The sequence below is a fragment of the Mesorhizobium sp. WSM4819 genome (genome assembly GCF_055811215.1).
On sequence record NZ_JBVVQO010000045.1, the window covers coordinates 19,144 to 42,121 of the forward strand.

General features: G+C 62.9%; 23 protein-coding genes and 1 pseudogene. 8 read left to right on the forward strand and 16 right to left on the reverse strand.

Going from position 1 to position 22,978, the window contains the following annotated elements:
* Window positions 1-134 precede the first annotated feature (134 nt).
* The 3 genes from AC0L18_RS28405 to AC0L18_RS28415 are packed head-to-tail and all read right to left on the reverse strand — an operon-like array spanning window position 135 to window position 2,839.
* Entirely contained in the window at window positions 135-1,547 is a 1,413-nt protein-coding gene (locus tag AC0L18_RS28405) for an ATP-binding protein (protein WP_473495138.1), read from the reverse strand.
* A gap of 52 nt (window positions 1,548-1,599) precedes the next feature.
* Window positions 1,600-2,319, reverse strand: coding sequence for a response regulator (locus tag AC0L18_RS28410; RefSeq protein WP_036261013.1), 720 nt, complete (start codon window positions 2,317-2,319; stop codon window positions 1,600-1,602).
* Window positions 2,306-2,839, reverse strand: coding sequence for a MarR family winged helix-turn-helix transcriptional regulator (locus tag AC0L18_RS28415; RefSeq protein ID WP_031255243.1), 534 nt, complete (start codon window positions 2,837-2,839; stop codon window positions 2,306-2,308). Before AC0L18_RS28415 ends, AC0L18_RS28410 begins: the two co-directional genes overlap by 14 nt.
* 243 nt (window positions 2,840-3,082) lie before the next feature.
* Here AC0L18_RS28415 and AC0L18_RS28420 point away from each other — a divergent pair, with 243 nt between their 5' ends.
* The 3 genes from AC0L18_RS28420 to AC0L18_RS28430 all read left to right on the forward strand — a co-directional run bounded on the left by AC0L18_RS28420 (window position 3,083) and on the right by AC0L18_RS28430 (window position 5,344).
* Window positions 3,083-3,976 (forward strand): branched-chain amino acid aminotransferase, encoded by an 894-nt coding sequence (locus AC0L18_RS28420; RefSeq protein WP_473495139.1) that lies wholly within the window; start codon window positions 3,083-3,085, stop codon window positions 3,974-3,976.
* A 144-nt stretch (window positions 3,977-4,120) separates the two neighbouring features.
* On the forward strand, window positions 4,121-4,438 hold the full coding sequence (locus AC0L18_RS28425) for a hypothetical protein (RefSeq protein WP_027151066.1): 318 nt from the start codon (window positions 4,121-4,123) through the stop codon (window positions 4,436-4,438).
* A gap of 264 nt (window positions 4,439-4,702) precedes the next feature.
* On the forward strand, window positions 4,703-5,344 hold the full coding sequence (locus tag AC0L18_RS28430) for an MBL fold metallo-hydrolase (RefSeq protein ID WP_128169738.1): 642 nt from the start codon (window positions 4,703-4,705) through the stop codon (window positions 5,342-5,344).
* 113 nt (window positions 5,345-5,457) lie between these two features.
* On the opposite strand, the gene AC0L18_RS28435 is transcribed toward AC0L18_RS28430, so the two are convergent.
* The 3 genes from AC0L18_RS28435 to AC0L18_RS28445 form a co-directional block, all read right to left on the reverse strand.
* Complete coding sequence (locus AC0L18_RS28435; RefSeq protein ID WP_473495141.1) at window positions 5,458-5,874, reverse strand: BA14K family protein; 417 nt, start codon at window positions 5,872-5,874, stop codon at window positions 5,458-5,460.
* Window positions 5,875-6,106: 232 nt separating this feature from the next.
* Window positions 6,107-6,319: a cold-shock protein gene (locus tag AC0L18_RS28440; RefSeq protein WP_006202521.1), complete on the reverse strand. Its 213-nt coding sequence runs from the start codon at window positions 6,317-6,319 to the stop codon at window positions 6,107-6,109.
* A 255-nt stretch (window positions 6,320-6,574) separates the two neighbouring features.
* Window positions 6,575-6,787 (reverse strand): cold-shock protein, encoded by a 213-nt coding sequence (locus AC0L18_RS28445; RefSeq protein WP_023799871.1) that lies wholly within the window; start codon window positions 6,785-6,787, stop codon window positions 6,575-6,577.
* 512 nt (window positions 6,788-7,299) lie between these two features.
* Here AC0L18_RS28445 and AC0L18_RS28450 point away from each other — a divergent pair.
* On the forward strand, window positions 7,300-7,701 hold the full coding sequence (locus tag AC0L18_RS28450; RefSeq protein WP_473495142.1) for a Kazal-type serine protease inhibitor family protein: 402 nt from the start codon (window positions 7,300-7,302) through the stop codon (window positions 7,699-7,701).
* A gap of 87 nt (window positions 7,702-7,788) precedes the next feature.
* Here the strand turns inward: AC0L18_RS28450 and AC0L18_RS28455 are convergent.
* From AC0L18_RS28455 to AC0L18_RS28470, 4 genes and pseudogenes are all read right to left on the reverse strand, one after another.
* Window positions 7,789-9,332 (reverse strand): annotated as a pseudogene (locus AC0L18_RS28455) (EAL domain-containing protein).
* A gap of 169 nt (window positions 9,333-9,501) precedes the next feature.
* On the reverse strand, window positions 9,502-9,639 hold the full coding sequence (locus tag AC0L18_RS28460; RefSeq protein ID WP_473495143.1) for a hypothetical protein: 138 nt from the start codon (window positions 9,637-9,639) through the stop codon (window positions 9,502-9,504).
* A 50-nt stretch (window positions 9,640-9,689) separates the two neighbouring features.
* Window positions 9,690-9,938: a hypothetical protein gene (locus tag AC0L18_RS28465; RefSeq protein WP_128169625.1), complete on the reverse strand. Its 249-nt coding sequence runs from the start codon at window positions 9,936-9,938 to the stop codon at window positions 9,690-9,692.
* Window positions 9,935-10,201, reverse strand: coding sequence for a hypothetical protein (locus AC0L18_RS28470; RefSeq protein WP_473495144.1), 267 nt, complete (start codon window positions 10,199-10,201; stop codon window positions 9,935-9,937). Before AC0L18_RS28470 ends, AC0L18_RS28465 begins: the two co-directional genes overlap by 4 nt.
* Window positions 10,202-10,583: 382 nt before the next feature.
* On the opposite strand from AC0L18_RS28470, the gene AC0L18_RS28475 reads away from it, so the two are divergent.
* Together AC0L18_RS28475 and AC0L18_RS28480 are read left to right on the forward strand one after the other, a co-directional pair.
* The gene (locus AC0L18_RS28475; protein ID WP_287171604.1) at window positions 10,584-10,778 is read left to right on the forward strand and encodes a hypothetical protein; all 195 of its coding nucleotides are present in this window, start codon (window positions 10,584-10,586) and stop codon (window positions 10,776-10,778) included.
* 195 nt (window positions 10,779-10,973) lie between these two features.
* Window positions 10,974-12,608, forward strand: coding sequence for a tetratricopeptide repeat-containing sulfotransferase family protein (locus AC0L18_RS28480; protein WP_473495145.1), 1,635 nt, complete (start codon window positions 10,974-10,976; stop codon window positions 12,606-12,608).
* A gap of 7 nt (window positions 12,609-12,615) precedes the next feature.
* Here the strand turns inward: AC0L18_RS28480 and AC0L18_RS28485 are convergent, their stop codons facing one another.
* From AC0L18_RS28485 to AC0L18_RS28510, 6 genes are all read right to left on the reverse strand, one after another.
* Window positions 12,616-12,969 carry a DUF1428 domain-containing protein gene (locus tag AC0L18_RS28485; protein ID WP_023799862.1) on the reverse strand — a complete coding sequence of 118 codons (354 nt, stop codon included), beginning with the start codon at window positions 12,967-12,969 and terminating at the stop codon, window positions 12,616-12,618.
* A gap of 63 nt (window positions 12,970-13,032) precedes the next feature.
* Window positions 13,033-13,461: a VOC family protein gene (locus tag AC0L18_RS28490; RefSeq protein WP_473495146.1), complete on the reverse strand. Its 429-nt coding sequence runs from the start codon at window positions 13,459-13,461 to the stop codon at window positions 13,033-13,035.
* A 200-nt stretch (window positions 13,462-13,661) separates the two neighbouring features.
* Window positions 13,662-13,847: a hypothetical protein gene (locus AC0L18_RS28495; RefSeq protein WP_023799860.1), complete on the reverse strand. Its 186-nt coding sequence runs from the start codon at window positions 13,845-13,847 to the stop codon at window positions 13,662-13,664.
* Window positions 13,848-13,951: 104 nt separating this feature from the next.
* Window positions 13,952-15,481, reverse strand: coding sequence for an ABC-F family ATP-binding cassette domain-containing protein (locus tag AC0L18_RS28500; protein WP_473495147.1), 1,530 nt, complete (start codon window positions 15,479-15,481; stop codon window positions 13,952-13,954).
* A gap of 380 nt (window positions 15,482-15,861) precedes the next feature.
* Window positions 15,862-19,116 (reverse strand): excinuclease ABC subunit UvrB, encoded by a 3,255-nt coding sequence (uvrB, locus tag AC0L18_RS28505; protein ID WP_473495148.1) that lies wholly within the window; start codon window positions 19,114-19,116, stop codon window positions 15,862-15,864.
* A 111-nt stretch (window positions 19,117-19,227) separates the two neighbouring features.
* A complete protein-coding gene (locus tag AC0L18_RS28510) occupies window positions 19,228-20,481 on the reverse strand; it encodes a hypothetical protein (RefSeq protein ID WP_473495149.1) in 1,254 nt (417 codons plus the stop codon).
* A gap of 156 nt (window positions 20,482-20,637) precedes the next feature.
* Here AC0L18_RS28510 and AC0L18_RS28515 point away from each other — a divergent pair, with 156 nt between their 5' ends.
* A complete protein-coding gene (locus tag AC0L18_RS28515) occupies window positions 20,638-21,669 on the forward strand; it encodes a CapA family protein (RefSeq protein ID WP_473495160.1) in 1,032 nt (343 codons plus the stop codon).
* Between the two features lie 312 nt (window positions 21,670-21,981).
* On the forward strand, window positions 21,982-22,941 hold the full coding sequence (locus AC0L18_RS28520; RefSeq protein WP_473495161.1) for a hypothetical protein: 960 nt from the start codon (window positions 21,982-21,984) through the stop codon (window positions 22,939-22,941).
* Window positions 22,942-22,978 lie beyond the last annotated feature (37 nt).

The window sequence follows — 22,978 nt, forward strand, 5'->3', positions numbered from 1 at the left end:
ACGCGCTTCATGCGCGCTCTTCAGCATGGTTTCATGACGGGCCGATGAAGGCAGTACGTCCAATTGGACGCACGTCGCGTGGGTTCTATGTGTAGAGCGCACTTTGTGCGTCCAAGGACGCACGTCGCTCTAATTCAGGCCGGAACCTTGATGACGGCGCGCAAGCCGCCGAGCGGGCTCTTGTCAAGCATGATGTCGCCGCCATGGCTGCGGGCAATGTCGCGTGCGATGGCAAGGCCAAGGCCGGTGCCGCTGGCATCGAGGTTGCGGGCTTCATCAAGCCGCACGAAAGGCTTGAACACGTGCTCGCGCTTTTCAGGCGGAATGCCCGGACCGTCGTCGTCGATGGTGACGAGCAGCGAGCCGCGGCCGTGGTTGGCGTTGATCTCAACCGTCTTGGCATAACGGAAGGCGTTGCCGACGACGTTGGACAACAGCCGGGCAAAGGCGTGGGGCCGCACATGCACATTTGGATCGCCGGCGAGCGAGGTGGACAGTTTGCGCTTGCGCAGCGTCGCCTCCTCGCCGAGCTTGTCGAAATAGGCTTCAAGGTTGAAACGGCCGGCGTCTTCCGTTGCCTCGCCGCGGGCAAAGGCGAGATAGCCTTCTAGCATGGACTGCATATCGTCGATGTCCTGGCCGAGTGCCTCGGTGTCGGCCTTGGTCCCGGTCAGCGCAAGCTGCAGCTTGAAGCGCGTGAGGATGGTCCTCAAGTCGTGACTGACGCCGCTCAGCATGGCGGTGCGCTGTTCGAGCTGGCGTTCGATGCGTTCGCGCATTTGGATGAAGGCAAAGCCGGCGCGGCGAACCTCCTCGGCGCCGCGCGGACGGAAATCGAGCGGCATCGGCCGGCCCTTGCCGAAACTTTCGGCGGCCTCGGCCAGCGTCAGGATCGGCCGGATCTGGTTGCGCAGGAACGGGATGGCAATCATCAGCAGCACCAGCGAGGTGCCGACCATCCAGATCAGGAAAATGTGCGTGTTCGAGGCATAGGCCTGGCTGCGGCGCACGAAGGCGCGCAGCACCTTGCCTTCGAGCTGGACGCGGACCTCAATGATATTGGAATTGCCGACCGTATCGATCCAGAACGGACGGTTGATCTGATGGGTGATCTCGGACGAGAGAATTTCGTCGAGGATCGAGAAGAACGGCTTTGGACCGGGCGCCGGCAGCGGATCGGGCGGCAGCAAGTCGATCTTCAGCTGCATGCGATCCTGCGCGATGCGGATGATGTTGGCGTAGTCGGCGTCGTGCGGATAGGTTTCCACCAGGTCGACGATCGCGGCAATGTCGCGGACCGTGGCCTGCGACAGGCGCTGCGTCACGGTCTGCCAGTGGCGTTCCATGAAGACAAAGGCGAGGACCGATTGCAGCAGGATCATCGGCGCGATGACGATGATCAGCGAGCGGGCATAGAGCCGCTTCGGCATGTAAAGCGAAACGAGGCGCCAGAACCGTTTCCAGGCAAGCGGCACGGCCTTCAGCGCCCGCCTGGCGCGAGCGCTCAAGCCGCGATCTCCCGGCCGTTCCAGTTCTGTGGTCGCCATTCGCCCTTTTTGCTCATCCGCAGCCGCTCGACAAGGGGCTGCGGGCGGCAGTCTATTCCACGCTGAGCCGATACCCAATACCGCGCACGGTCTGCAGCCAGACCGGATTGGACGGATCGCGCTCGATCTTGCGGCGCAGCCTGTTGATCTGGACGTCGATGGTGCGCTCGCCGACTTCGGATTCGTCGCCGACAAGTTCATGACGCGGTATCGTTTCGCCGGCCCGGGCCGCGAAGATCGCCAGGATCTCCTGCTCGCGGTCGGTCAGCTTCAAAGCCTCGCCGCCGCGCTTGAGCTCCCGCCTGGCGATCTGGAACGTATAAGGCCCGAAAACCAGCTGCTCGACCTTGGGCGTCGTTGCAGGACCGCCGCGGCGCAGGATGTTGTTGATGCGCAGGATCAATTCGCGGGGATCGAAAGGCTTCGGCAGATAGTCGTCGGCGCCGGCCTCGAGCCCGGTGATCCGGCTGTCGGTCTCGGACAGCGCGGTAAGCATCAGGATCGGCACGTTCTTGGTTGCCCGCAACGCCTTGGCGAGATCGACGCCGGTTTCGCCCGGCATCATGATATCGAGCACCAGCAGATCGAAATCGAGGCCGGCGAGCTTGCGCCGCGCTTCGCCGGAATTTCCGGCAACGGTGACACGAAAGCCGTTTTCGGTCAGATATTGTTTGAGAAGATTGCGGATACGGGTATCGTCATCAATCACCAGCAGATGCGGCGCATCGTCGTCCGGTGCTGCCGGTTGATCAACCCTTTCAATGGTCTCCATGGCTTTTCCCTGACGTTTTTGCGGGCACAATGTCGATCTGCGCCCTTAGTTCCGGATTGACCATCGCTTCCAGGAAGCGCTCGATCAAGGCGCGTTCGGTGGCTCCGGAATCTTCCAATGCAGCATGGATGCGGCGTGACTGTGGCCGTGCCAGCGCCAGCGCCAGGGCGCGGCCCTTGGCTGTCGGATAGAGCTCGCGCTGGCGGCGGTCGCGCGGACCCTGCAACTGGACGATGTGGTCGGTGTCGATCAGTTGCTTGAGCACGCGCGCCAGGCTCTGCTTGGTGATCTTCAGCACGTCGAGGAGTTCGGCGACCGTCAGGCCCGGCCTGCGATTGACGAAATGCAGGACCCGGTGATGGGCGCGGCCGAAACCATAGTCGGACAGGATCTGGTCCGGATCGGAGGTAAAATCGCGATAGGCGAAGAAGAACAGTTCGATGATGGCAAAGTCGATGCCGTCCTCGTCGGTGATCGCCGTCCTGATCGGTTTTCCGGCTGGGTGGCTGCGATCCGTCATCTCTTCTCCGTGCGAAAGGGAAATTACGTCAGTACTATTGACGTAATTTCCCGGCAATGGTAATTTTTGACAAGCTTTTCGGCGGATTGCGAACGAAAAGGCAAGGGAAAGCCGTTTTTCCGGAACTTCCTGTGTTTGCCAGACCTTATATATCCGCCTACGCTTCGAGATGCCGGCCGCCCGATGCGGCTGACATGAAACGCGCAACGATAATGTGCGGGCGGCCGCCCGCGGGAGGTTACCATGGCATCCGCTCCCTTTGACCAAATGGACGGCTTTATCTGGATGAACGGCGAGTTCGTCCAATGGGCCGACGCCAAGATCCACGTGCTGACCCATGGCCTGCACTACGCCAGCGCGGTGTTCGAGGGCGAACGCGCCTATGGCGGCGAGATTTTCAAGCTGACCGACCACAGCGAGCGCCTGCACGAATCGGCACGCCTGCTCGGCTTCAAGATTCCCTATTCGGTTGCCGAGATCGACGACGCCTGCCGCACGCTGTTGAAGAAGCAGGGTTTTCAAGATGCCTATGTCCGGCCGATCGCCTGGCGCGGCAGCGAACAGATGGGCGTCTCGGCGCAAAACAGCCGGATCAACTGCGCCATCGCCATCTGGCAGTGGCCCAGCTATTTCGATCCGGCACAGAAGCTGAAGGGCATCCGACTCGATCTGGCCGAATGGCGCCGCCCCGATCCGCGCACCGCGCCGTCGAAATCGAAGGCTGCCGGCCTCTACATGATCTGCACCATGTCCAAGCATGCCGCCGAAGCCAAAGGCTATGCCGACGCCATGATGCTCGACTGGCGCGGCCAGGTTGCGGAAGCAACCGGCGCCAACATCTTCTTCGTCAAGGACGGCAAGATCCACACACCCACCCCCGATTGCTTCCTCGACGGCATCACCCGCCGTACAGTCATTGGTCTTGCCAAGGATCGCGGCTTCGAGGTGATCGAGCGCACCATCATGCCGGAAGAACTCGAAGGCTTCCAGCAGTGCTTCCTCACCGGAACGGCGGCCGAGGTGACGCCCGTTTCAGAAATCGGTCCATACCGATTCGAGGTGGGCGAAATTGCCAAGACTCTGATGAACGACTATTCTGCAGCCGTTCAACCCAAGCATGCGATTGCCGCAGAATAACGAAAGTCACAACTTTTTTAACAAGTAGGGGCGTTTTTCGGACTGCCCCTTTTATTTAAGCACCTCGGCATTTGACTTTCGTCCAGTTCGGCGTCTCATGATGCTGTCGCCAGGGAGGCTGGCAGCTATGGAGGGACTGGTAATATGGACATGAACACGCTTCTTCAGATCATTGTTCAGGTGATTATGGGTGTCATTGGTGGTCAGGCGGTGGGCGCCGCGCTCAAGACAGCGGCAATGGGGCAGCTTACCAAAATCCTCGGCGGCGCCCTTGGCGGCGTCGGCGGTGCGGCCATCCTCGGCAGCCTGCTCGGCGGCGGCACGATCGATCCGGCTGCGGCCGCAGCGGCAACGGGCGGATTGGGCAGCGCGCTGAATGTGCAGAACATCCTCGGCGGTGCTGGTGGTGGCGCCATCCTGACGGCCATCATCGGCGCGGTCATGAACGCGACGAAGAAGTAAGCTTAATGCATGTCGCGCAAAAGCATGCCCTCCAGGGCCTGACCCGAGTTGCGCAGCGGTTTTGCGATAACGACATGCATAAAAACAATAACTTAAAGCGCGTCGCATAAATCCATTCAGCCGCGACGCGCTTTAGCGGTTTCGGGCTTTTGCGTGGGCGGCTTCGGCCGCCCATTTCATTTTGGCGTTGTCGCGACAGCCGGATGCGGTGGACGACGTTCGCATGTGTCTCTAAATCAGAAGCGACACAGCGAAAGGACGATCATGGGTCAGCTCAACGCCGGCATCGTGCCGGTCACGGCCTTCCAGCAAAACTGCACCATCCTCTTCGACATGGACGACAGGCAAGGCGTCGTCGTCGATCCCGGCGGCGACATCGACAAGGTGCTGGCAGTGCTCAAGGACAATGCGATCAACGCCGGCGCGATCTGGATAACGCATGGTCACATCGACCACGCCGGCGGCGCCATGGAGCTGAAGGATGCGCTCGGCATCGAGATCATCGGCCCGCATGAGGCCGACCGTCCGTTGCTTGCCAATCTCGAGAACCAGGCGAAACACTACGGCATCACCGATCCGGTGCGCAACTGCGTGCCCGACCGCTTTCTCGGCGAAGGCGATACCGTCTCGTTCGGCCAGCACGCGTTCGAAGTCTTTCATTGCCCGGGCCACGCGCCCGGCCATGTCGTCTTCTACAATCGTGCTGCGAAGTTCGCCCATGTCGGCGACGTGTTGTTCCGCGGCTCGGTCGGGCGCACCGATCTGCCGGGCGGCGACCACGCCGCGCTGATCGCCTCGATCAAGGACAAGCTTCTGCCGCTCGGCGACGACATCGGCTTCATCTGCGGCCATGGTCCCGGCGGCCGCTTCGGCGAGGAGCGCCGGAGCAACCCCTTCCTGATTTAAACGCGTCGTGGCTGCGGAGCCTCACGCGGCGCGCGTCGGTCTCTCCTTTCCTTATGACGCCGAAAAAAAAGCGCTGGCCTTGCGGACAGCGCTTTTTGGGGGGCAGGGAAGCCTCAGTTCGCGGTGCAGAAATGCTGTTCGCCGTCATAGCCGGTGAACGTGCCGGTGCGGGCGTTGAAAGACCGATAGCGATCCGAACAATATTCATACCAGCCACGGGTCCATGGCTCGGCATAGCCGTCATTGTAGACGACCCGCGGTTCCGCGTAGTAGCGGCGCACCGGGGCGGGCCGTGAATAACGACCATAATCGTCATAGCCGGGGTCGTAATAGCTGGGCTGCGGGTTGTTGAGCGCACCAACGATCAGGGCGCCGGCCGCGAGGCCAAGGACGCCTGCCGCGATCGCATCGCCATTGCCACGATGATGGTGCCGGTGGCGCCAGTCACCAGCGCTGGCCGCCGGCAAGGTCGCGAGCGTGCTTGCAACAATTGCGGCGGACAGGACGGCGGTCTTGAAAATTCGGTTCATCTCGGTCTCCTTCGTGCCGGCCCGGGTAATCTGCGGCCCGGGTAATCTGCGGGATGCGGTCCGGCTTTACCGAAGATTAATAGGTGACCGTGGCTGAACGGGGGCTGAACGAAATTGGCGGGCTGGGACCAGTCGATTCATCGATTAGGCATGGCGCAAGGCACAAATATCGTATGCTCAACAAGGAGCGGAGCTGCGTCAGCGGATCGTCCGACGCTGTCTCGAACTCGGCTCAGCCGATCGACAGGTTGACGGCTTTCGGACCCTTGCCGCGCTTGTCCGGCTCGGTGTCGAATGTTACCTTCTGCCCATCCTCAAGACCGGGAAGACCCGACGCCTGCACGGCCGAAATATGGACGAAGACATCCTTCGCGCCATCATCCGGCGTGATGAAGCCGAAGCCTTTGGCATGATTGAAGAATTTGACGGTGCCGGTCTGCGGCATGGGAAGCTCCTTTGATCCCATCAAGTCCAGTCTCGGGCCGGCAAATGCCCGAGTGGAAATTTGTCGTTTATTTTAGCGCCATCGGCAAGAGAAACTTTTGCGAGCAGTGGCTTGCCGCCCTGCCACGAAAAAAGGCGCGACGAAACCGCCGCGCCTTCGAAACTCGGGTCCGGCGCTGAAAGCCGGTTTAAGGTCTTTGGAGCGGCCTCGGGCTCGTTCCTGGCACGTCCGCGCGGAGGTGCGCGCGCCGACGATTCAGTCCGCGCGGAGATTGACCGCCTTCGGTCCCTTGCCCATGCGGTCGGGCTCGACATCGAACGTGACCTTCTGGCCATCGACGAGCGTGCGCAGGCCCGAAGCCTCGATCGCGGAGATGTGAACGAACACATCCTTGGCGCCGTCATCTGGCGTGATGAAGCCGAAGCCTTTGGTAGCGTTGAAGAATTTAACGGTGCCGGTCTGGGCCATTGGGGAAACTCCTTCACCCGTGTCAGTCTTTGTGGTTTGCCCGCCGCCTGACGCCGTGGGCAAGTCCCGGTGGTTGCTTCGGCAGTCATGCATTGGCGCATGGTCAAAACCCCCCGCCGAAAAACGGGGCCGTCAGAGATTCACAGTATCGGGGAAAGGTCGTCCAAAACGTTCCGCTCTCCGGGTCGCAAATGCCCGAACACAAAATTTATCGCACGGAAACGCGGTGGTTGCAAGGTAGCGCCAACGGCCGCTCATGGACGCCTTCGCACACATGGCATCGACAAAGCGGGGGTTGCTCGCCCGGTGGTCATAAGCCATAGCCCGGCCACGCATGGTCCAGCCGGCTGGGGGCCTGCAAACAGGGGTTGCATTCGGCGGGTGGAATGGCGAGGATCGGCTTCATTTTTGGCATGCCGTTGTCCCAAACCGCTTCGCACCCTCGGGTCAGAGTCCCGTGGGCATGCTTTGGGTGACATGCATTGGAGCGGGGGCTCGAGGGAGGTCTGGTGATGAAATTTCCTGCGGCAATCTTCTCGCGACAGGGTTTTGCCATCCTGTTGTTGTCGGCGATTCTTGCAGCCTGTACCGCGGTGGTGGTGGAGGAGGACGGACCCGGGTACCGCCCGCCTCGGCCCGAGCCGCAATTTTGCACCAGACAATATGATCCGGTCTGCGCCCGGCGCGGTGGCGACCGTCAGACCTTCGCCAATGCCTGCCTTGCCGAGCGGGCCGGATATCGCATCATCAGCGGCGGCCGGTGCCGCGACGGTGGCGGTGATGGAGAGCAGACGTTCTGCACGCGCGAATACCGCCCGGTCTGCGCCCGCCGCGGCAGCGCGTTGCGCACCTTCCCCAACGCCTGCGAGGCTCGCGCCGCCGACTATCGCATCGTCGACGACGGTCCCTGCTGAGAGGCTGGTTTCCTCCCCGTCTCCGGGCGGGGAGGCTCATCCATCATCTGGGCGCAGCCGCGCGAGCGCAGCTGGCGGCTCTTGCCTCTACGCCGGCAGCCCCACCCTGCGGCAATAGGCGATGAACTCGGCCGCGGGCATAGGTTTGGCAAACAACCAACCCTGACCATAGTCGACGTCGCGTTCCATCAGATAGTCGACCTGTGCCTGCGTCTCCACGCCCTCGGCAATGATCAGCGTCTTGGCCATGTCGATGATATGCGGCGTGACGGAACTGGTGGCGGAATCCGTAGTGATCGTGTCGATGAACGACTTGTCGATCTTCAGCGCATCGAGCGGCAGGCCCTCGAGATGGGACAGGCTCGAATAGCCTGTGCCGAAGTCGTCGATTGCGACCGCATGGCCAAGCTCGCGGGCGCGAATGACGGTCGAACGCGCTGAATCGACGTCGACGAAACCGCGCTCCGTCGCCTCCAGCCAGATCTGCCGAGGCTGAATTCCGGTGTGCTGCAGGGCCTTTTCGATAACCGGAAGGACCCTTGCCGTTCTGACGTCGGCCGGGCTGAGATTGATCGCGATGTGAGCGAACGACTGGCGACAAGAAGTTTTTTCAGGTCCAAAACAACAAGGGCGATGATCTGGTCAGTGATTGCCGCGATCAGGCCGCTCTCTTCGGCCAGCGGGACGAAAAGATCGGGCCGGACCAGCGAGCCGTCGGGTCGTCTCCAGCGCACCAGCGCTTCGGCACCCACGCAATTGCCTGTCCTGAGCGCGACGATCGGCTGATAGTGGACGATAAACTCGTGCTTGCGCACGGCAATCTGCAATTCTCCAAGCGGCGACAGCCGCCGCCGTGACAGCCAGACAACCATGCCGATGATGAAGGCGGCGATAAAAGCGCCGCGGGGAAGCAACAGCAATTGCCGCCTACGCACGCTGTCGACAATCTGGCTTTCCGGTTCGGTGGTGACGGCGATCCAGTCCCTCCCGCGCACCGCGGCAAACAGATGACCGTCATCCAGGCCTTTGCCCGGGTCGGCGATGATCTTGCCGATGCGGGCAGGATCAGGCCCGTTCAGCGCGCTGAGCAGGACGCCCGTGTTTGTCGCCAGGGCAAGCTGAACGTCGGGATCGACGACGACGTCGACAAAGCGCAGGGGGTCGATAAGGACATTATGGCGCTTGTACTGCAGGGCCATCAGCGAATGGTCCTGGTTGGCCAGGGGCCGTATCCGGGCAGTGACGGCAAAGCCGTCTGCAGCGGTGAAATCCGGTGCGGCTTGCGCAACGCTTCCTTCGGTCGGTCCCCAGGATGTGCATTTGAGCAGGCCGTTTTCGAAATAGCCCATCTCTTCGATCGAGCGCGTATTGATGGTGAGCCGCCGCATGCGGGCAATGTGGTCCACCGAACAGCGGTCGCCGGTGAACCGGTCGATCTCCCGCAACGCGCCGGCTGCATCCATGAGGGATATGCTGGCCCTGGCGATCGCGCGGTTGGCGAACAGCTCCAGCCGCTCGTGTTCTTCTTGAACCGCCAGGACCCATGAAAAGTGGAACATCGCCGCGATGGGCACTATCGCGCCGAGCAGGGCCAGCACCACCGCTGTCACGATGATGCGCGACCTGTCCATGTGCGCCTCCCTGCCTTCGGCTGCGAGCGACGATTTCGCGCGCGGCCCGCCAGGCAGCCAACCGTGATCGGGCCTGGTTCCAGCGGACCTTATAGGGCTTCGAAATTACGTGATCTTTAATCCGGCCCGCGGTGGCTGGATGAATGCAGGGCTGCTCATCCGTTTGCCGCTAGCTCTTGGACTTCGGTTTCAAACCGGCTTCCGCCTGCTTGACAGCCGAGCCGAAGGGCGAGGCCGGCTTTGCTGCCGTCTTGTCCTTCTTGGGCTTGCGTGTCTCGCGGTTGCTGCGCTGTTGACCCTTGGCCATTTCCTGGTCCCTCGTGATTGATGAACATGGTGGCGACGGTTGATGGGCGGCTAGCCGTTTGGATCGTCGGCCACTTCGAGATTGTCTTCCGTGGTGACCCGCTCATGGGTCTCCTCGTTGCTGCGGATGCGGTATTGCGGCGAGCCGTCCTTGACCGGCAGCCTGCTTTTGATCTGGAACAGCTCGGCGGTCTTCTGAACAAGGCCGGTGCGGCTCTTCATGCGAACGGTCTGGCCGATCGCGAAAAGATGCGCAGGCGTGTCGGTGCGCGGGCGCGCGTTCTGCTGGAAGCGGATCATGCGGCATTCTCCTGGTCGCGCCTCAGCGCGGTTTCGAGTTCGGCGAAGTCGATGGCGACCAATTGGCTGGTCTGGCTTTTCACCGTCCTTGCCGGCAGGTGGATGAATGTGGCGACACGGTGCCAGGCAAGCCACGAGATGCCATCGACAAGCTCCTCATCGTGGTCGATGTCGTAGTCGCCGGCCGGCAATTGTCCTTCCAGGCCGCCAATCATGAAGGGTGCCTCGAAATGCGCGATGGAATGGGTAGTTCGGCCAGACATTCTCGTGCCTCGAAGTGTCGTCTTGGATCCGATAGGGTGGTGCCCGCTTCGCGGCACCGGGACCTAAGGTCGTGGGTCCCTGTTCGGCAATTTGGGTATCGGCAATTTGGGTATCGGCGATCTGGAATGAGTTTGGCGGGTCGAGAACTTCTGACCCGCGAGATGCCAAGCTTGGCCCAAAAAACGATCTCAATTCACTAATCCCAAAATGCGGTTTATTCAAGAAGATTCCAGCCCGTCGCCGACCTTGTCGTAAATTTACTTTTCTAGGGCTATTTGGGAAATGGTGATACGGTCCGGAAACTTCACAAGAATTGTTTGAGATTGTGCCGGAAAAATTCATCCCGGCTTCGATTTTTATTTACATCTGAAAGGAAAAATCATGTTTTCCGTGAAAACACCTGATGGTTCGACCGTAACCATCAAGCCGATTGTCAAGCAGGTCGCCGGGCCTGCGAAAGTCGTGTCGGCACGGCTGACGATACGAAGTGACGAGGCAGCAAGGCGCAGGATCGCCGATACCGACGGCACGCTGCGGCGGGCCAGACAGGTTGCGGAGACCAACCGCCTGATCTGACACGGCCGGCCCATGAACCCAGGATTTCCGGCAAGCTGGCCTGCGAACCCTTGAACCTGCCGCGCCGATGGCTTAGATCGCGGCAGGCGGACAAAACACGGCAGGTTTCCCATCAACAGAGATCCGAGAAGACCGGCAGGCGCGGGCGGCAATTTCGGCTCAGGCGGACAGCCGCCGCTGGGGCTCGACCAGCGCGTGCAGCAGGCCCTGCAATTGCATCAGGCGGGGCGCCGGCAGGAAGCCGAGATGCTCTACCGGCAGGTGCTGGCGCAAAAGGCCAATCATGCGGCGGCAGCACATTTCCTCGGTTTGCTGCTGCACCAGACCGGGCGCAGCGCCGAAGGACTTGATCTCCTCGAACAGTCGGTGCGCCTGCAACCCAAGAATCCAGATTTCCTCAACAATCTCGGCACGGTGATTCGCGACCTCGGCCGCGTCGGTGCAGCCGTCGATTTCTTCCGTGGCGCGGTGGCAATCCGGCCGGAGCAACTCGCGGCGCGCGACAATCTCGGCTCCTCGCTGAAGCAACTCGGCCAGTTCGAGGGCGCGGAGGAGATCTATCGCGGCACCATCGGCCGCAATCCGTTCCATGTCCGCGCCCGCATCGGGCTTGCCGAGACGCTGCAGGAGGCTGGGCGGCTCGACGAGGCGCTCGCCGTCTTCCGCGAAGCATTGGCAATTCGGCCGAAGGACGCCGACCTGCTGCACGGTCTCGGCGTCGGGCTGATGGAGAAGGGCAGCCTCGCAGAGGCAGCGGAGCATTTCCGGCAGGCGCTGGCGGTCGATCCCGGCATGGCCAGGGCCTGGCTGATGCTCACCCAGGTCAAGCGCCAGCAGGAGCGTGACGCCGAGCTTGCCGGGATGGAGGCGCAGCACGCCAAGGCGCCGGACGGCAGCCTGGCGCGCATGCAGCTTTCGTTCGGCCTCGGCAAGGCTAATGACGATCTCAAGGATTATGGCCGTGCCTTCGATTATTTCGCCGAAGGCAATGCCATCCGCCGCATGGGCATCGACTATGATGCGGACAAGACACGCGCCGAATTCGAAACGATGAAGGCGGTGTTCGACAAGGCCTTTTTCGACAAGCACAGACCGAGCGGGATTGCCGACGACACGCCGATCTTCGTCGTCGGCATGCCGCGCTCCGGCACCACGCTTGTCGAGCAGATCATCGCCAGCCACCGCCAAGTCTATGGCGCGGGCGAGCTCGGCATTTTGAAGACGGCGGTGGGAAAACAGTTTCCGCCTGGTATGAAGGGCGGTTTCCCCAGCGGGATCGCCGACATGCCCGACAAAGCCTTTGCCGAGGCAGGCCAGGCCTATCTGGACCTGCTGCACGCCCGCTATCCGGGTTTCCGGCATGTCACCGACAAGATGCCCGGCAATTTCCTTTTGGTCGGCTTCATCCATCTGATGCTGCCCAAGGCCAAGATCATCCATTGCGCGCGCGACGCGGCGGCGACCTGCCTGTCGATCTACAAGGTGCATTTCCGCGGCGACAGCCACCGCTACGGCTACGACCTCGGCGAGCTTGCCGATTTCCACAATCTCTACACCGACATCATGGCGCATTGGCGCACCGTTCTGCCTGATGTCGTGCATGATGTGCGCTACGAGGATTTCGTCGCCGACCAGGAAGGGCAGACGCGGGCGCTGATCGCCTATCTCGGCCTGCCATGGGACGATGCAGTGCTGTCGTTCCACGAGACCGACCGGCCGGTGCGCACGGCGTCGGCGGCGCAGGTGCGCCAGCCGATGTACCAGGGCTCGGTCGATCTGTGGAAGCGCTATGGCGACCGGCTCAAGCCGCTGCTCGACCGGCTGGCGTAATGCGGGCCTACAACTCAATGAAGGGCTGAAAGCCGCCGAAGATCATGCGCTTGCCGTCGAACGGCATCGCCGACCAGTCGGACTTCAGCCGCTCATCGGCCATGACCTTGGCCATCACCGCATCGCGGCTCTGCCGCGATTCATAGACGACCCACGAGAAGACGACGATCTCGTCGTCCTTGGCCTGCACGGCGCGCGGGAACGAGGTCATTTCGCCATAAGGCACGTCGTCGCCAATGCACTCGACATAGGCGAGCGCGCCATGCTCCATCCAGACGGTGCCGCCCAGCTGCGCCATTTTCTTGTAGGCATCGAGATTCGCCTTGGGTACGGCGAGAACGAAACCATCAACATAGGACATTGTGGGTTCTCCTTGAGTTGGATTTTCCTTCTCCCACAAGGGGAGAAGGAAGAAACGGTGGCGCTACGCTGCCTTTACTGGCGCGTTCATCGCCCAGTCCACGCCGAAGGGATCAGTCAACTGACCCCAGCGATCGCCCCAGAACATCACCTGCAGCGGCGTGCCGACCGTGCAACCGGCATCGATGGCGCGCTGCCACCAGGCGTCGATGTCGTCGCTGCCGAGATGCAGCTGCATGGTGAAGCCCTGCGGCTTCACCGGGGCCATTCCGTGCTCGGGATAGAAGTCGGAAATCATCAGGGTCGAACCGTTGATGTGGAGATGGATGTGCATCGTCCGGCCCTGCTCGTCCGGCGGGTAGAAGAAGACCTGCTCGGCGCCGAAGGCTTTCTGATAGAATTCCGAAGCCTTGAAGGCGCCGTCCAGTTGAAGGTAGGGCGTCAATCCGCCGAGGACTTTCGCCTTAGGCTGGGTTTGGGGCTGGTCGTTCATCTTTTTGCTCCTCTCTGCGTTTGGTTTGACCTTGCGGATCACAGGACGAATGAAGCGGCGGCGATCCTACACGTCAGATGCATTTTTTTAATGCCGGGACCAGACGCGCCGGGCCGCCGGCGGTTGGCGTGACCCCGGGCGACGCGCAAGGCTTATGACGGCGCCGCTGCGGCCGGTTGGTCTCTTCATCTTGCCTTGGATCATCTTGCCTCAGACAGGGAGATTGCAATTCGGCGGCTGTTTTGCGCGTCGACGACGATCTCCGGCCAGCCGATGTCCTTGCGCAGTTCGATCGGCAATGAAAGCAGGGCGCGCTCGCTGCGGTAACGGGCGCGAGCCGCCGAGTAACGGGTCGCGATGCGACCAACGGACGACAGAATGGACATGATGCTCTCTCCTCGATTGGCGCCGGCATCACCGTGTCGGCATCCCAAGGACGTGGCGCGCGGCCATGATCCGACAGAGCGTCAGATTTTTTTGCCGCAAAGCTTCAACCGTCCGTTTCTGCCACCGATCGGAAGAAGTCTTCCGGGCTGTCGATCTCGGCCAGCCGCCGCTTCTCGATCAGCCAGAAGCGGTTGCCGATCGCCCTGATGAAGGAGCGGTCGTGCGATGCCAGCACGCAGCTCGCCTGATGCGCGAGCAATTCCGCCTCCAGCGCCTCCTGGCCATCGATGTCGAGATGGTTGGTCGGCTCGTCGAGCAGGTAGAAGTTGGGATTGGCAAGCCTCAGCGCCAGCATCATCAGCCGCGCCTTCTGTCCGCCCGACAGCACGCCGATCCTGCGCTCCTGCATGTCGATGCTGACGCCTGCACCGGCGAGCAGCGAGCGGGCGCGCTGCTCGCCGACATCGAATCTGCGCGAGAGCATCGCCAGCGGCGTGTCGTCGCCGCTGATGCCCGACAATGCCTGGTCGCTGTAGCCGAGCACCGTCGACGGCGTCACCTTCACGCCTTGTGTTGCCGTCTCCGGCTCGACGACGGCATTTCTGATCAGGCTGATCAGCCGCGACTTGCCGACGCCGTTGCGGCCGAGCAGCACGATGCGGTCGCCTTGGCAGATGTGGCGCTTGCCGGTCCTGAACAGCAGCGTGCCGTCAGGCGTTTCGACCGCCACGTCGTCGATCGTAATCAGCACCTTGGCATGGGTGCCGCGATTGGCGAGCTTTATCGCGCCCGCCGATTTTTCGCGGTGCGCCGGTGCTGCGACCTCTTCGAGGCGCTGGGCGCGCTGGTTGAGATGCTTGGTCTTGACCGTCAAAAGGTCGCTGCCCGAATTGATGCCGATGTTGTTGAGCTTGGCCGCCTGCCGGCGCAACTGCTGCGCCACCTTCATGTCGCGCTGGAACTTGCGCTCGGTCGAGGCGTCGACTTCGCTCAACGCATCGCGTGCCCTGGAATAGGGCAGCGAGAATACCGGCGACTGTTCGGGGCGCAGGAACAGCGTCCGGTTGGTCGTCGCGTCGAGGAATGCCCGGTCGTGGCTGGCGATCACCACCGGCACCTCGCGCGGCAGCGCGTTCAGCCAGGTTTCGAGCTGGCTGATCTTGGCGAGGTCGAGGTGGTTGGTCGGCTCGTCGAGAAGCAGGACATCGGGATCGGTGACCCAGACGCGGGCGATCAGCGCCAGTCTTTGCCAGCCGCCGCTCAAGGCCCGCATCGGCCGCTCGCGCATCGGCTGCGGCACGTCGAGTGAATCGAGAACGACATCGACGCGCCATTGCTCGCTTTCGGCCTGCTCGGCCGGCAAGGCGTCGGCCACCACCTGCTGAAAGCCGTGCTCGGCCAGTGCTGCGGGAACGGCTTGCTCGACATGGCCGACGCGCAGGCCGCGCGTGCGGGTGATGTCGCCGGATGTCGGCTCCATTTCGCCGGTGAGGCACTTCAGCAAAGTGGATTTGCCGCGGCCGTTGGCGGCGACGATGCCGAGCCGGTCGCCGGTGCCGATGCTGAGGTCAAGGTTGGAAAAGAGCGGCGCACTCATGGTGACGCCGAGGGACTTGAGGCTGATCAGGGCCATGTTGGTTTCTCTGGTCTGCCCGGAATAAAGGTCCGGTTCGATGCACTTTGACGGTGCGCAGGCAGGCCAGCAGGCTCGGCGTTGCAGCACCACGAAGGGCAGACCAAGAAAATCGAAGCGGGGGAACCCGGACCGTCTTTGGTCAGCCCTGCAAGCAAGCTCGCAGGGCAGGGACAGGGCCGCGCTGACGGTGGTGGGAAAACAACACGCAGCCCTCCTTTCAAGACGTTCGAGTTATGGAAACTGGCTACACCAACGGTAGGGCCGATGGCAAGGGGGCGTGTAAAAGTGAGCTAAGCGCTGAAGTTGCCAATCTCCCCCCCAAGTGGTCCCCTTGTGGGGGAGATGTCCGGCAGGACAGAGGGGGGCGCGAAGGAACGCTACCGCCCCGGCCGGCCGGTCTTGCCGGGACGGCGCTTTTCGCGGCGGGCGTCGGAGGGGTCTTCGTAGGAGCCGATGCCACTGCGCTGGCGGACGATGGGCTTACCGGACTCGTTGCGTTCCTTGGCGCCCCCCTCTGTCCTGCCCTCTTTGCCACCACTTGACATCTCCCCCACTTGGCGGGAGATCGGCTGTGGCTTGGCCGGGACTTTTCCCTCAACAGGCTTTTCAGTCCGTCGCACCGTCATTTCATCGAGCGAGTTCTTCTTGAACAGCGGCTTGGTCGGCTCTCCGGGGATGCCGAAATCGGAGCCGTGCGCCTCTTCGGCCGACTGTTTCTTGAACAGCGAGCGCGACACCGCACCGGCGGGAGTCGGCATGTCAGTGCCCGGGCCCATGGCGTCGAGCGAGGGTTTGGCGAAGAGCGGCTTTCTGACCGGCACGGCGCCGTCGGCGCCCATCTCGTCGAGCGCGGGCTTGCGGAACAGACCCTTGCCGTCATCATCCACCGTGCGGTGGATGGCGCGGCCCTTGTTGTGCTTGCCCTTTTCGCGGCCCGAAACCGGGCTTTCCATATCGGCATATTTGGCCAGCGGATCGTCGGAGATGGACAGTTCCATCTCGCGCAGCCGCTTGATCTCGTCGCGGATGCGGGCCGCCTTCTCGAAGTCGAGATTGGCGGCGGCGTCGCGCATCTGCTTGTCCATCGCGTCGAGATGGGCTTTCAGATTGTTGCCCATCATTGCGCCGGCGCTGTCGGTGAACTGCGAGATGTCGGCGCGGACGTGGTCCTTTTCGTAGACCGAGTCCAGGATGTCGGAGATGCGCGACTTGACCGATTCCGGGGTGATGCCGTTGGCCGCGTTCCACTCCATCTGCTTTTCGCGCCGGCGGTTGGTCTCGGCCATCGCCCGCTCCATCGAGCCGGTGACCTGGTCGGCGTAGAGGATGACCTTGCCGTCGACGTTTCGGGCGGCACGGCCGATGGTCTGGATCAGCGAGGTTTCGGAGCGCAAAAAACCCTCCTTGTCGGCATCGAGAATGGCGACGAAGCCGCATTCGGGGATGTCGAGGCCTTCGCGCAAAAGGTTGATGCCGACCAGCACGTCGAAGGCGCCGAGGCGCAGGTCGCGCAGGATCTCGATGCGCTCCAGCGTGTCGATGTCGGAGTGCATGTAGCGGACGCGAATGCCCTGCTCGTGCAGATACTCGGTCAGGTCCTCGGCCATGCGCTTGGTCAGCACGGTGACCAGCGTGCGGTAGCCGGCTTTTGTCGTTTCGCGGATTTCGCCGACGACGTCGTCGACCTGGGTCTTGGCCGGGCGCACCTCGACCGGCGGATCGATCAGGCCGGTCGGGCGGATGACCTGCTCGGCAAAGACGCCGCCGGACTGCTCCATCTCCCAGGCGCCGGGCGTCGCCGAAACCGCGACCGAAAGCGGGCGCATCGCGTCCCATTCCTCGAAACGCAGCGGCCGGTTGTCCATGCAGGACGGCAGACGGAAACCGTACTCGGCCAGCGTCGCCTTGCGGCGAAAGTCGCCGCGATACATGCCGCCGATCTGCGGTATGGTGACGTGGCTTTCGTCGATGAAGACCAGCGCATTGTCGGGGATGTACTCGAACAGGGTCGGCGGCGGATCGCCCGGCTGGCGGCCGGTGAGATAGCGCGAATAGTTCTCGATGCCGGCGCAGGAGCCGGTGGCTTCCAGCATCTCGAGGTCGAAGCGGCTGCGCTGCTCCAGCCGCTGCGCCTCGAGCAGGCGTCCGGCGCGCTCGAGTTCGACCAGCCGCTGCTTGAGCTCTTCCTTGATCGACTTGATAGCCTGATTCAAGGTCGGGCGCGGCGTCACATAGTGCGAATTGGCGTAGATCTTGACGCTCTTCAATTCGCCGGTCTTCTGGCCGGTCAGCGGGTCGAACTCGGTGATCGCCTCGATCTCGTCGCCGAACAGCGAAATACGCCAGGCGCGGTCTTCCAAGTGGGCCGGAAAAATCTCGATCGTGTCGCCGCGCACGCGAAACGAGCCGCGGACGAAGTTGATGTCCTGCCGCTTGTACTGCTGGGCGACGAGATCGGCGAGCAGCGCGCGCTGGTCGAGCCGGTCGCCGATCTGCATCTGGAAGGTCATCGCCGTGTAGGTCTCGACCGAGCCGATACCGTAGATGCAGGACACCGAGGCGACGATGATGACGTCGTCGCGCTCCAGCAGCGAGCGCGTCGCCGAATGGCGCATGCGATCGATCTGCTCGTTGATCGACGATTCCTTTTCGATGAAGGTATCCGTCCGCGGCACATAGGCTTCCGGCTGGTAGTAGTCGTAATAGGAGACGAAATACTCGACGGCATTCTCCGGGAAGAATTTCTTGAACTCGGAATAAAGCTGCGCGGCCAGCGTCTTGTTGGGGGCGAGGATCAAGGCAGGGCGCTGCGTCTCCTCGATCACCTTGGCCATGGTAAAGGTTTTTCCCGAGCCGGTGACGCCGAGCAGCACCTGGGTGCGGTCGTTGTCGTTGACGCCCTCGACAAGGTCCTTGATTGCCGTCGGCTGGTCGCCGGCCGGCTCGAAATCCGACACCATCTTGATGGCAATGCCGCCTTCGGATTTTTCGGGCCGGGCTGGGCGGTGCGGCGTCCACAGCACGCCGTCCTTGTGCAGCGGGTTGCCGGACTCGATCAGCGCCGACAGCGCCGCCACGGTGGCGGTGACGCCGCCGGAGGCCATGGTCTCGGCTTCCTCCAGCGAAACATCGAGGCCGGCAACCGGATTGAGGCCGGCCGCGGTTCGCTCCCGCGCCGAAGCCGCGCCGCCCATGGAGGTGCCGCGCGCCGTGCGGCCAGGGGAAGAGGAGCGTTCAGGGATCTTTTTCGCCTTGGCGACTTCCCTCCCCCTTGAGGGGAGGGTGGCGGCGGAGCCGCCGGGTGAGGTCGGTGCGGCCGGGCTCGACGTGCCCTCATGTTGAGCGCTTCCTTTGCCGACCCCCTCTGTCGCCTTCGGCGACATCTCCCCCTCAAGGGGGGAGACTTGGCGCCCTTCCTTTTCGGCTTCCTGCTCGATCTGCTCGGCCCAATCGGCGATCGTGCCGGTCAGCGGCGTGCCTGAGAATTCGGTCTGCGGCGCCTCGGCAAAGCCGCCCTTGTGCAGCGGCTCCGACGCATCGAGGAAATCGGTCAACGGGCTGCGCCGCTTGGGCGGCGAAGCACGATCGTCACGCGCCGGCGGCGGCGTCTTTTTGTCAGGAAGTTTGGCCATGCCCCGAATATGGGAGGTATCGGCCAAAATGGAAAGAGCGGAGTGGCCAGGGGCGCGAGAGGAAACCAGGCTGCTGACACAAGGGTGTCAGGAGCGATGTCGAACGCGCCCTCAGTTGAACCACAGCGCAAAGGTCAAAAACCCGGCGCCGCCGAACTGGCGCCGGATCTGGTCGAACTCTTCGCTGGTGAGGATCTTTCCGCTGTCGAGATAGGGCGCGACGGCCGGGCCGGTGATCGACAGCACCAGGTCGAAGGGCTTTGGCTCGTCGAAGAAGCGCTTCATGTTGATGCCTTTGTCGGCGAAGCGGAAATGCGGCAGCAAGGTGCGGCCTTCGAGCAGGTCCTCGGCCATATGAAGCGCGGCGTGCCAGGCCTGGACCTGCTCCTCGCCGACCTCCAGGCCAGTGAGCGGGCTGGCGCCTTTCTGTTGCGGGCCGGGCAGCCATTCACGGTCGTTGTCGGTCTCGGCGCGGATTGCCTTCCAGTCTTCGCGGGACAGCCGGATCATTTCCATGAGATGGCGGCGCGCCGCGTGGCGGCGCTCCGGCTCGACCACCGGCCAATTGACCAGATGAACCAGCGAGATGAAGTCGGCGATGCGCCACTCGGCCGACAACATGCCGCCGCTCATGCCGCCGTCCGGCGGCACGAGCGTGTCCTGCAGCGGCAGTTTTGCGCGCGGAAACAGCATGTGGAACGAGCCGTCGAAAGCGTTGCTGAAGTCATGCGCCAGCCAGAAATCCGCCTGCGCCATCAGGAATTCGGCATAGCCCTGCAGCCAGTAGCCATCGGCGCGGTCGAAGTGGAAGGTGAGGGCGGGTACGGCCGGGTCTGGCGCACCGCCGCCGCGTGACAGGGACGCCATGATCGCGGCGGCACTTTCGTCCGGCGCGATCTGGCCGTCCTCGTTGAGGTCGATGCCGAGACGGGTGAGGTCGACCTCGATGCCGATGTCGGCATCGGCAGGCACGGATCCAAGCGTGGCTGCGGACTTTTCCAGCCGATCGCGGAAGGCGACCAGGATGGCGCGGAAGCCGTCGTAAGTCAGTGGCGTGGGATTGGGATTGTCCGGCACCGGCAGCCGCATCAGCGGCAGCATGAAGGATTGCGGGCTTTCGAAACCGTGGCGGTGCAGACCGCCGGCCAGAATCTCCAGCGCGGAAAAGAATTGGCCGGCGCCGGTGGCGTAGGCCGACGCAGGATCAGTGGGCGCAGCGGCTTCCAGCGCAGCAAGCGTGCTGTCGCGGTCGGCTACGGTTTTTGCCTCGAACAGGGCGGCCGGTTCGCGGGCCGCGGCACCGGTGGAAGCAACCGGCAGCAGCAGAACAAGGGCGGATGCCAGCAGGCTCGAAAATCGCGTCATCTTGGTCCTCCGGTATGCCGTTCGGCGGCAACCATATACGCATCTTGTGTGTTGCGCCTACTGCGGGGCATCTGGCCGCACGATTGCGAACGGAGGCGCTTCGCTATATCGGGCGCATCGTCTACCGTGGCCGTTCATCCCGGTGCAGGGCTGCGCGTGTCGAACTATCCGCTTTCCTACAAATTGTCCTGGCTGCCACGCTTCTTGAAGCCTTCGCTCAGCGGCGATCGCCAAGGCTTTGCGCCAGCGGCAGGAATCATGATCGAGCCGCCACCGGCGCGGACGGTGCGGTTCGCCTTTGTCGGCGATATCTCGGCGGTGGCCAATCGCAGCGCGCCGCAATGCGACCCGGCGATCGCCACGCTGCTCGGCTCCGCCGATCTGGTGATCGGCAATTGCGAAAGCCCGGTGGTGGAGCGACCGAGCGCGGCGATGGGCACGAAGCTTGGCACCCGTCATGCCATGACCGAGCGGTTCCTTGCCGAGGCGCTGGCGTCAGTAGGCATCTCGCGTGAGAAACTGGTGCTGTCGCTCGCCAACAACCATGCGCTCGACCAGGGCGTCGAGGGTTTTGACGAGACCGTGGCAGCGCTGGAACGGCTTGGCATCCGCAGCATCGGTACCGCGGCCGCCGGTCCGGTCGAACGCGTCGCAGTCGGTCCGCTGACAATAGGCTTCGCCGCCTTCACACTGTGGCGCAACGCCGGCGCGGCGGCGTTCGCCGGCCGTGTGTCGATGCAAGGCGACCCCGCACGATGGCCGCGCCGCGACGCCGTCGACCTTACCTGCGCCGTGCCACATTGGGATTGGGAATTCCGGCATTTTCCGCAGGCTGAAACGCGGGCGCTGGCCCGGCGTCTGGCCGCGCAGGACGTCGGGCTGATCGCTGGCCACCATGCCCATGTCGTGCAGCCGGTGGAGCGGATCGGCAAGGCGCTCGTCGCCTATGGGCTCGGCGATTTCCTCGGCACCGCCTTTGCGCGCCAGCCATGGCCCGGCCGCATCGGTAGCATCCTGACCGTCGATATCAGCGCCGACGCCGGCACGCGTGGCGCCATTGCCGCCTACCGGCTGCATCCCTTGATGCGGCTGCGCGCCGGCGACCATGAGCGGCTGGTTCCCGTCGAGGCGCTGGAGGACCGAATGCGCAGCAAAGTCGAAGGCCGGTTGACTGCGATTTTTCCGTAGCGCCGTAAGTGAGGGCTAGTCGCAGGTTGCTTGTCGCACAAGTATGGCGCTGCCCCTCATTGTCCTGCCGGACATTTCTCCCCGTAAACGGGGAGAAAGACGCCGTCATTTGATGACTTCGCGAATCACAGCCTCGCCGAACGAGCGCCAGCGCAGCGACAGCGGGCTTCTCCCCGTTCACGGGGAGAAGGTGCCGGCAGGCGGATGAGGGGCAGCGCAAACATCTGCTTGAGAAGCGCTGCTTCTCAGTGCTGTAGTCGAGATGTCGATAAAATCGGCTATCATGAGTTTGTTAGGGGGCGTGGGATGGCGATGGAAGCAGCGGATTTCATGCCTGATGAAGCTGACATCGCCGGTATCAAGCGCAATCTCGCGGCCTACGAGGCCGAAAGGGCTTCGGCCTACCGGCAAGTCCGCTGGCGGGTGCCGCTGTTCATCGGACTGGTGTTGGTGTTCGTGGCGCTTGTCGCCTGGCTTTTCAACAGAATCGCCGATCCCTACGAGCAATGGCTCTCGACGCCGCATGTGTTGCTCTATGTCGTCGGGTTGGTGGCGGCGATCCTGCTCTATTTCCAGGGGATCAAGCCGACGAGCAGGTTGCAGCACCGCAAGACACTGCTGCCGATCATCTTCGGCTTCATCAGGGACATGCGCTACGAGCATGAGGTGACGCCGAATTCGTTCGACCGGCTGCCGCGCGAGACGATCGGCACGTTCAACACCAAACGCTTCGACGACATCGTCTCCGGCCGCTACGAGGGATTTCCGTTCGAGCTTTACGAAGCCGATCTCCGGCAAGGCACCGGCGGCACGATAGCATTCAACGGGATCGTCGTTGGCTTCGGGACCATGGTGCCGTTCCCCGGCATATTGGTGGCGGCGCGCCGGACTGAGTTGGCCGTCGGGTTCTTCCGCGGCATGTTCGCCAGCAAGATGCAGGAATTGTCATGCGGCGTGCCCGAGCTCGATGCCGCCTACGACTTCCGCAGCGACAACATCGAGGCGGCGCAGCCGCTGGTGAGCGGCCGGCTGGCGCAGGCACTGACATGGCTCAAGGAGACGTGGCCTGATGATCCGGCGCGGGTCGCGCTCAATGGCAGCGACGGCTTTTTACTACTGCCGCAGACGAGGAATTTTTTCGAGCTGCCCGATAGCTCGGTGCCGCTCGACTACGCCAAGCATGTCGCGCCTATCATCGCCGACATCGGGGCGATGCTGGCGACGGCGGCGTTGGTGCGCAAGATCGGCGCAACGGACGCGGCGGCGGGTTAGCCCGAACTTGAGGTCTGCTGCCAGTTTCTGAAAACAA

What these genes read in the sequence shown, in the direction of transcription:
- AC0L18_RS28405 (WP_473495138.1), bottom strand. Translation starts at nt 1,547, where the DNA reads ATGGCGACCACAGAACTGGAACGGCCGGGAGATCGCGGCTTGAGCGCT.
- AC0L18_RS28410 (WP_036261013.1), bottom strand. Translation starts at nt 2,319, where the DNA reads ATGGAGACCATTGAAAGGGTTGATCAACCGGCAGCACCGGACGACGAT.
- AC0L18_RS28415 (WP_031255243.1), bottom strand. Translation starts at nt 2,839, where the DNA reads ATGACGGATCGCAGCCACCCAGCCGGAAAACCGATCAGGACGGCGATC.
- AC0L18_RS28420 (WP_473495139.1), top strand. Translation starts at nt 3,083, where the DNA reads ATGGCATCCGCTCCCTTTGACCAAATGGACGGCTTTATCTGGATGAAC.
- AC0L18_RS28425 (WP_027151066.1), top strand. Translation starts at nt 4,121, where the DNA reads ATGGACATGAACACGCTTCTTCAGATCATTGTTCAGGTGATTATGGGT.
- AC0L18_RS28430 (WP_128169738.1), top strand. Translation starts at nt 4,703, where the DNA reads ATGGGTCAGCTCAACGCCGGCATCGTGCCGGTCACGGCCTTCCAGCAA.
- AC0L18_RS28435 (WP_473495141.1), bottom strand. Translation starts at nt 5,874, where the DNA reads ATGAACCGAATTTTCAAGACCGCCGTCCTGTCCGCCGCAATTGTTGCA.
- AC0L18_RS28440 (WP_006202521.1), bottom strand. Translation starts at nt 6,319, where the DNA reads ATGCCGCAGACCGGCACCGTCAAATTCTTCAATCATGCCAAAGGCTTC.
- AC0L18_RS28445 (WP_023799871.1), bottom strand. Translation starts at nt 6,787, where the DNA reads ATGGCCCAGACCGGCACCGTTAAATTCTTCAACGCTACCAAAGGCTTC.
- AC0L18_RS28450 (WP_473495142.1), top strand. Translation starts at nt 7,300, where the DNA reads ATGAAATTTCCTGCGGCAATCTTCTCGCGACAGGGTTTTGCCATCCTG.
- AC0L18_RS28460 (WP_473495143.1), bottom strand. Translation starts at nt 9,639, where the DNA reads ATGGCCAAGGGTCAACAGCGCAGCAACCGCGAGACACGCAAGCCCAAG.
- AC0L18_RS28465 (WP_128169625.1), bottom strand. Translation starts at nt 9,938, where the DNA reads ATGATCCGCTTCCAGCAGAACGCGCGCCCGCGCACCGACACGCCTGCG.
- AC0L18_RS28470 (WP_473495144.1), bottom strand. Translation starts at nt 10,201, where the DNA reads ATGTCTGGCCGAACTACCCATTCCATCGCGCATTTCGAGGCACCCTTC.
- AC0L18_RS28475 (WP_287171604.1), top strand. Translation starts at nt 10,584, where the DNA reads ATGTTTTCCGTGAAAACACCTGATGGTTCGACCGTAACCATCAAGCCG.
- AC0L18_RS28485 (WP_023799862.1), bottom strand. Translation starts at nt 12,969, where the DNA reads ATGTCCTATGTTGATGGTTTCGTTCTCGCCGTACCCAAGGCGAATCTC.
- AC0L18_RS28490 (WP_473495146.1), bottom strand. Translation starts at nt 13,461, where the DNA reads ATGAACGACCAGCCCCAAACCCAGCCTAAGGCGAAAGTCCTCGGCGGA.
- AC0L18_RS28495 (WP_023799860.1), bottom strand. Translation starts at nt 13,847, where the DNA reads ATGTCCATTCTGTCGTCCGTTGGTCGCATCGCGACCCGTTACTCGGCG.
- AC0L18_RS28500 (WP_473495147.1), bottom strand. Translation starts at nt 15,481, where the DNA reads ATGGCCCTGATCAGCCTCAAGTCCCTCGGCGTCACCATGAGTGCGCCG.
- uvrB (WP_473495148.1), bottom strand. Translation starts at nt 19,116, where the DNA reads ATGGCCAAACTTCCTGACAAAAAGACGCCGCCGCCGGCGCGTGACGAT.
- AC0L18_RS28510 (WP_473495149.1), bottom strand. Translation starts at nt 20,481, where the DNA reads ATGACGCGATTTTCGAGCCTGCTGGCATCCGCCCTTGTTCTGCTGCTG.
- AC0L18_RS28520 (WP_473495161.1), top strand. Translation starts at nt 21,982, where the DNA reads ATGGAAGCAGCGGATTTCATGCCTGATGAAGCTGACATCGCCGGTATC.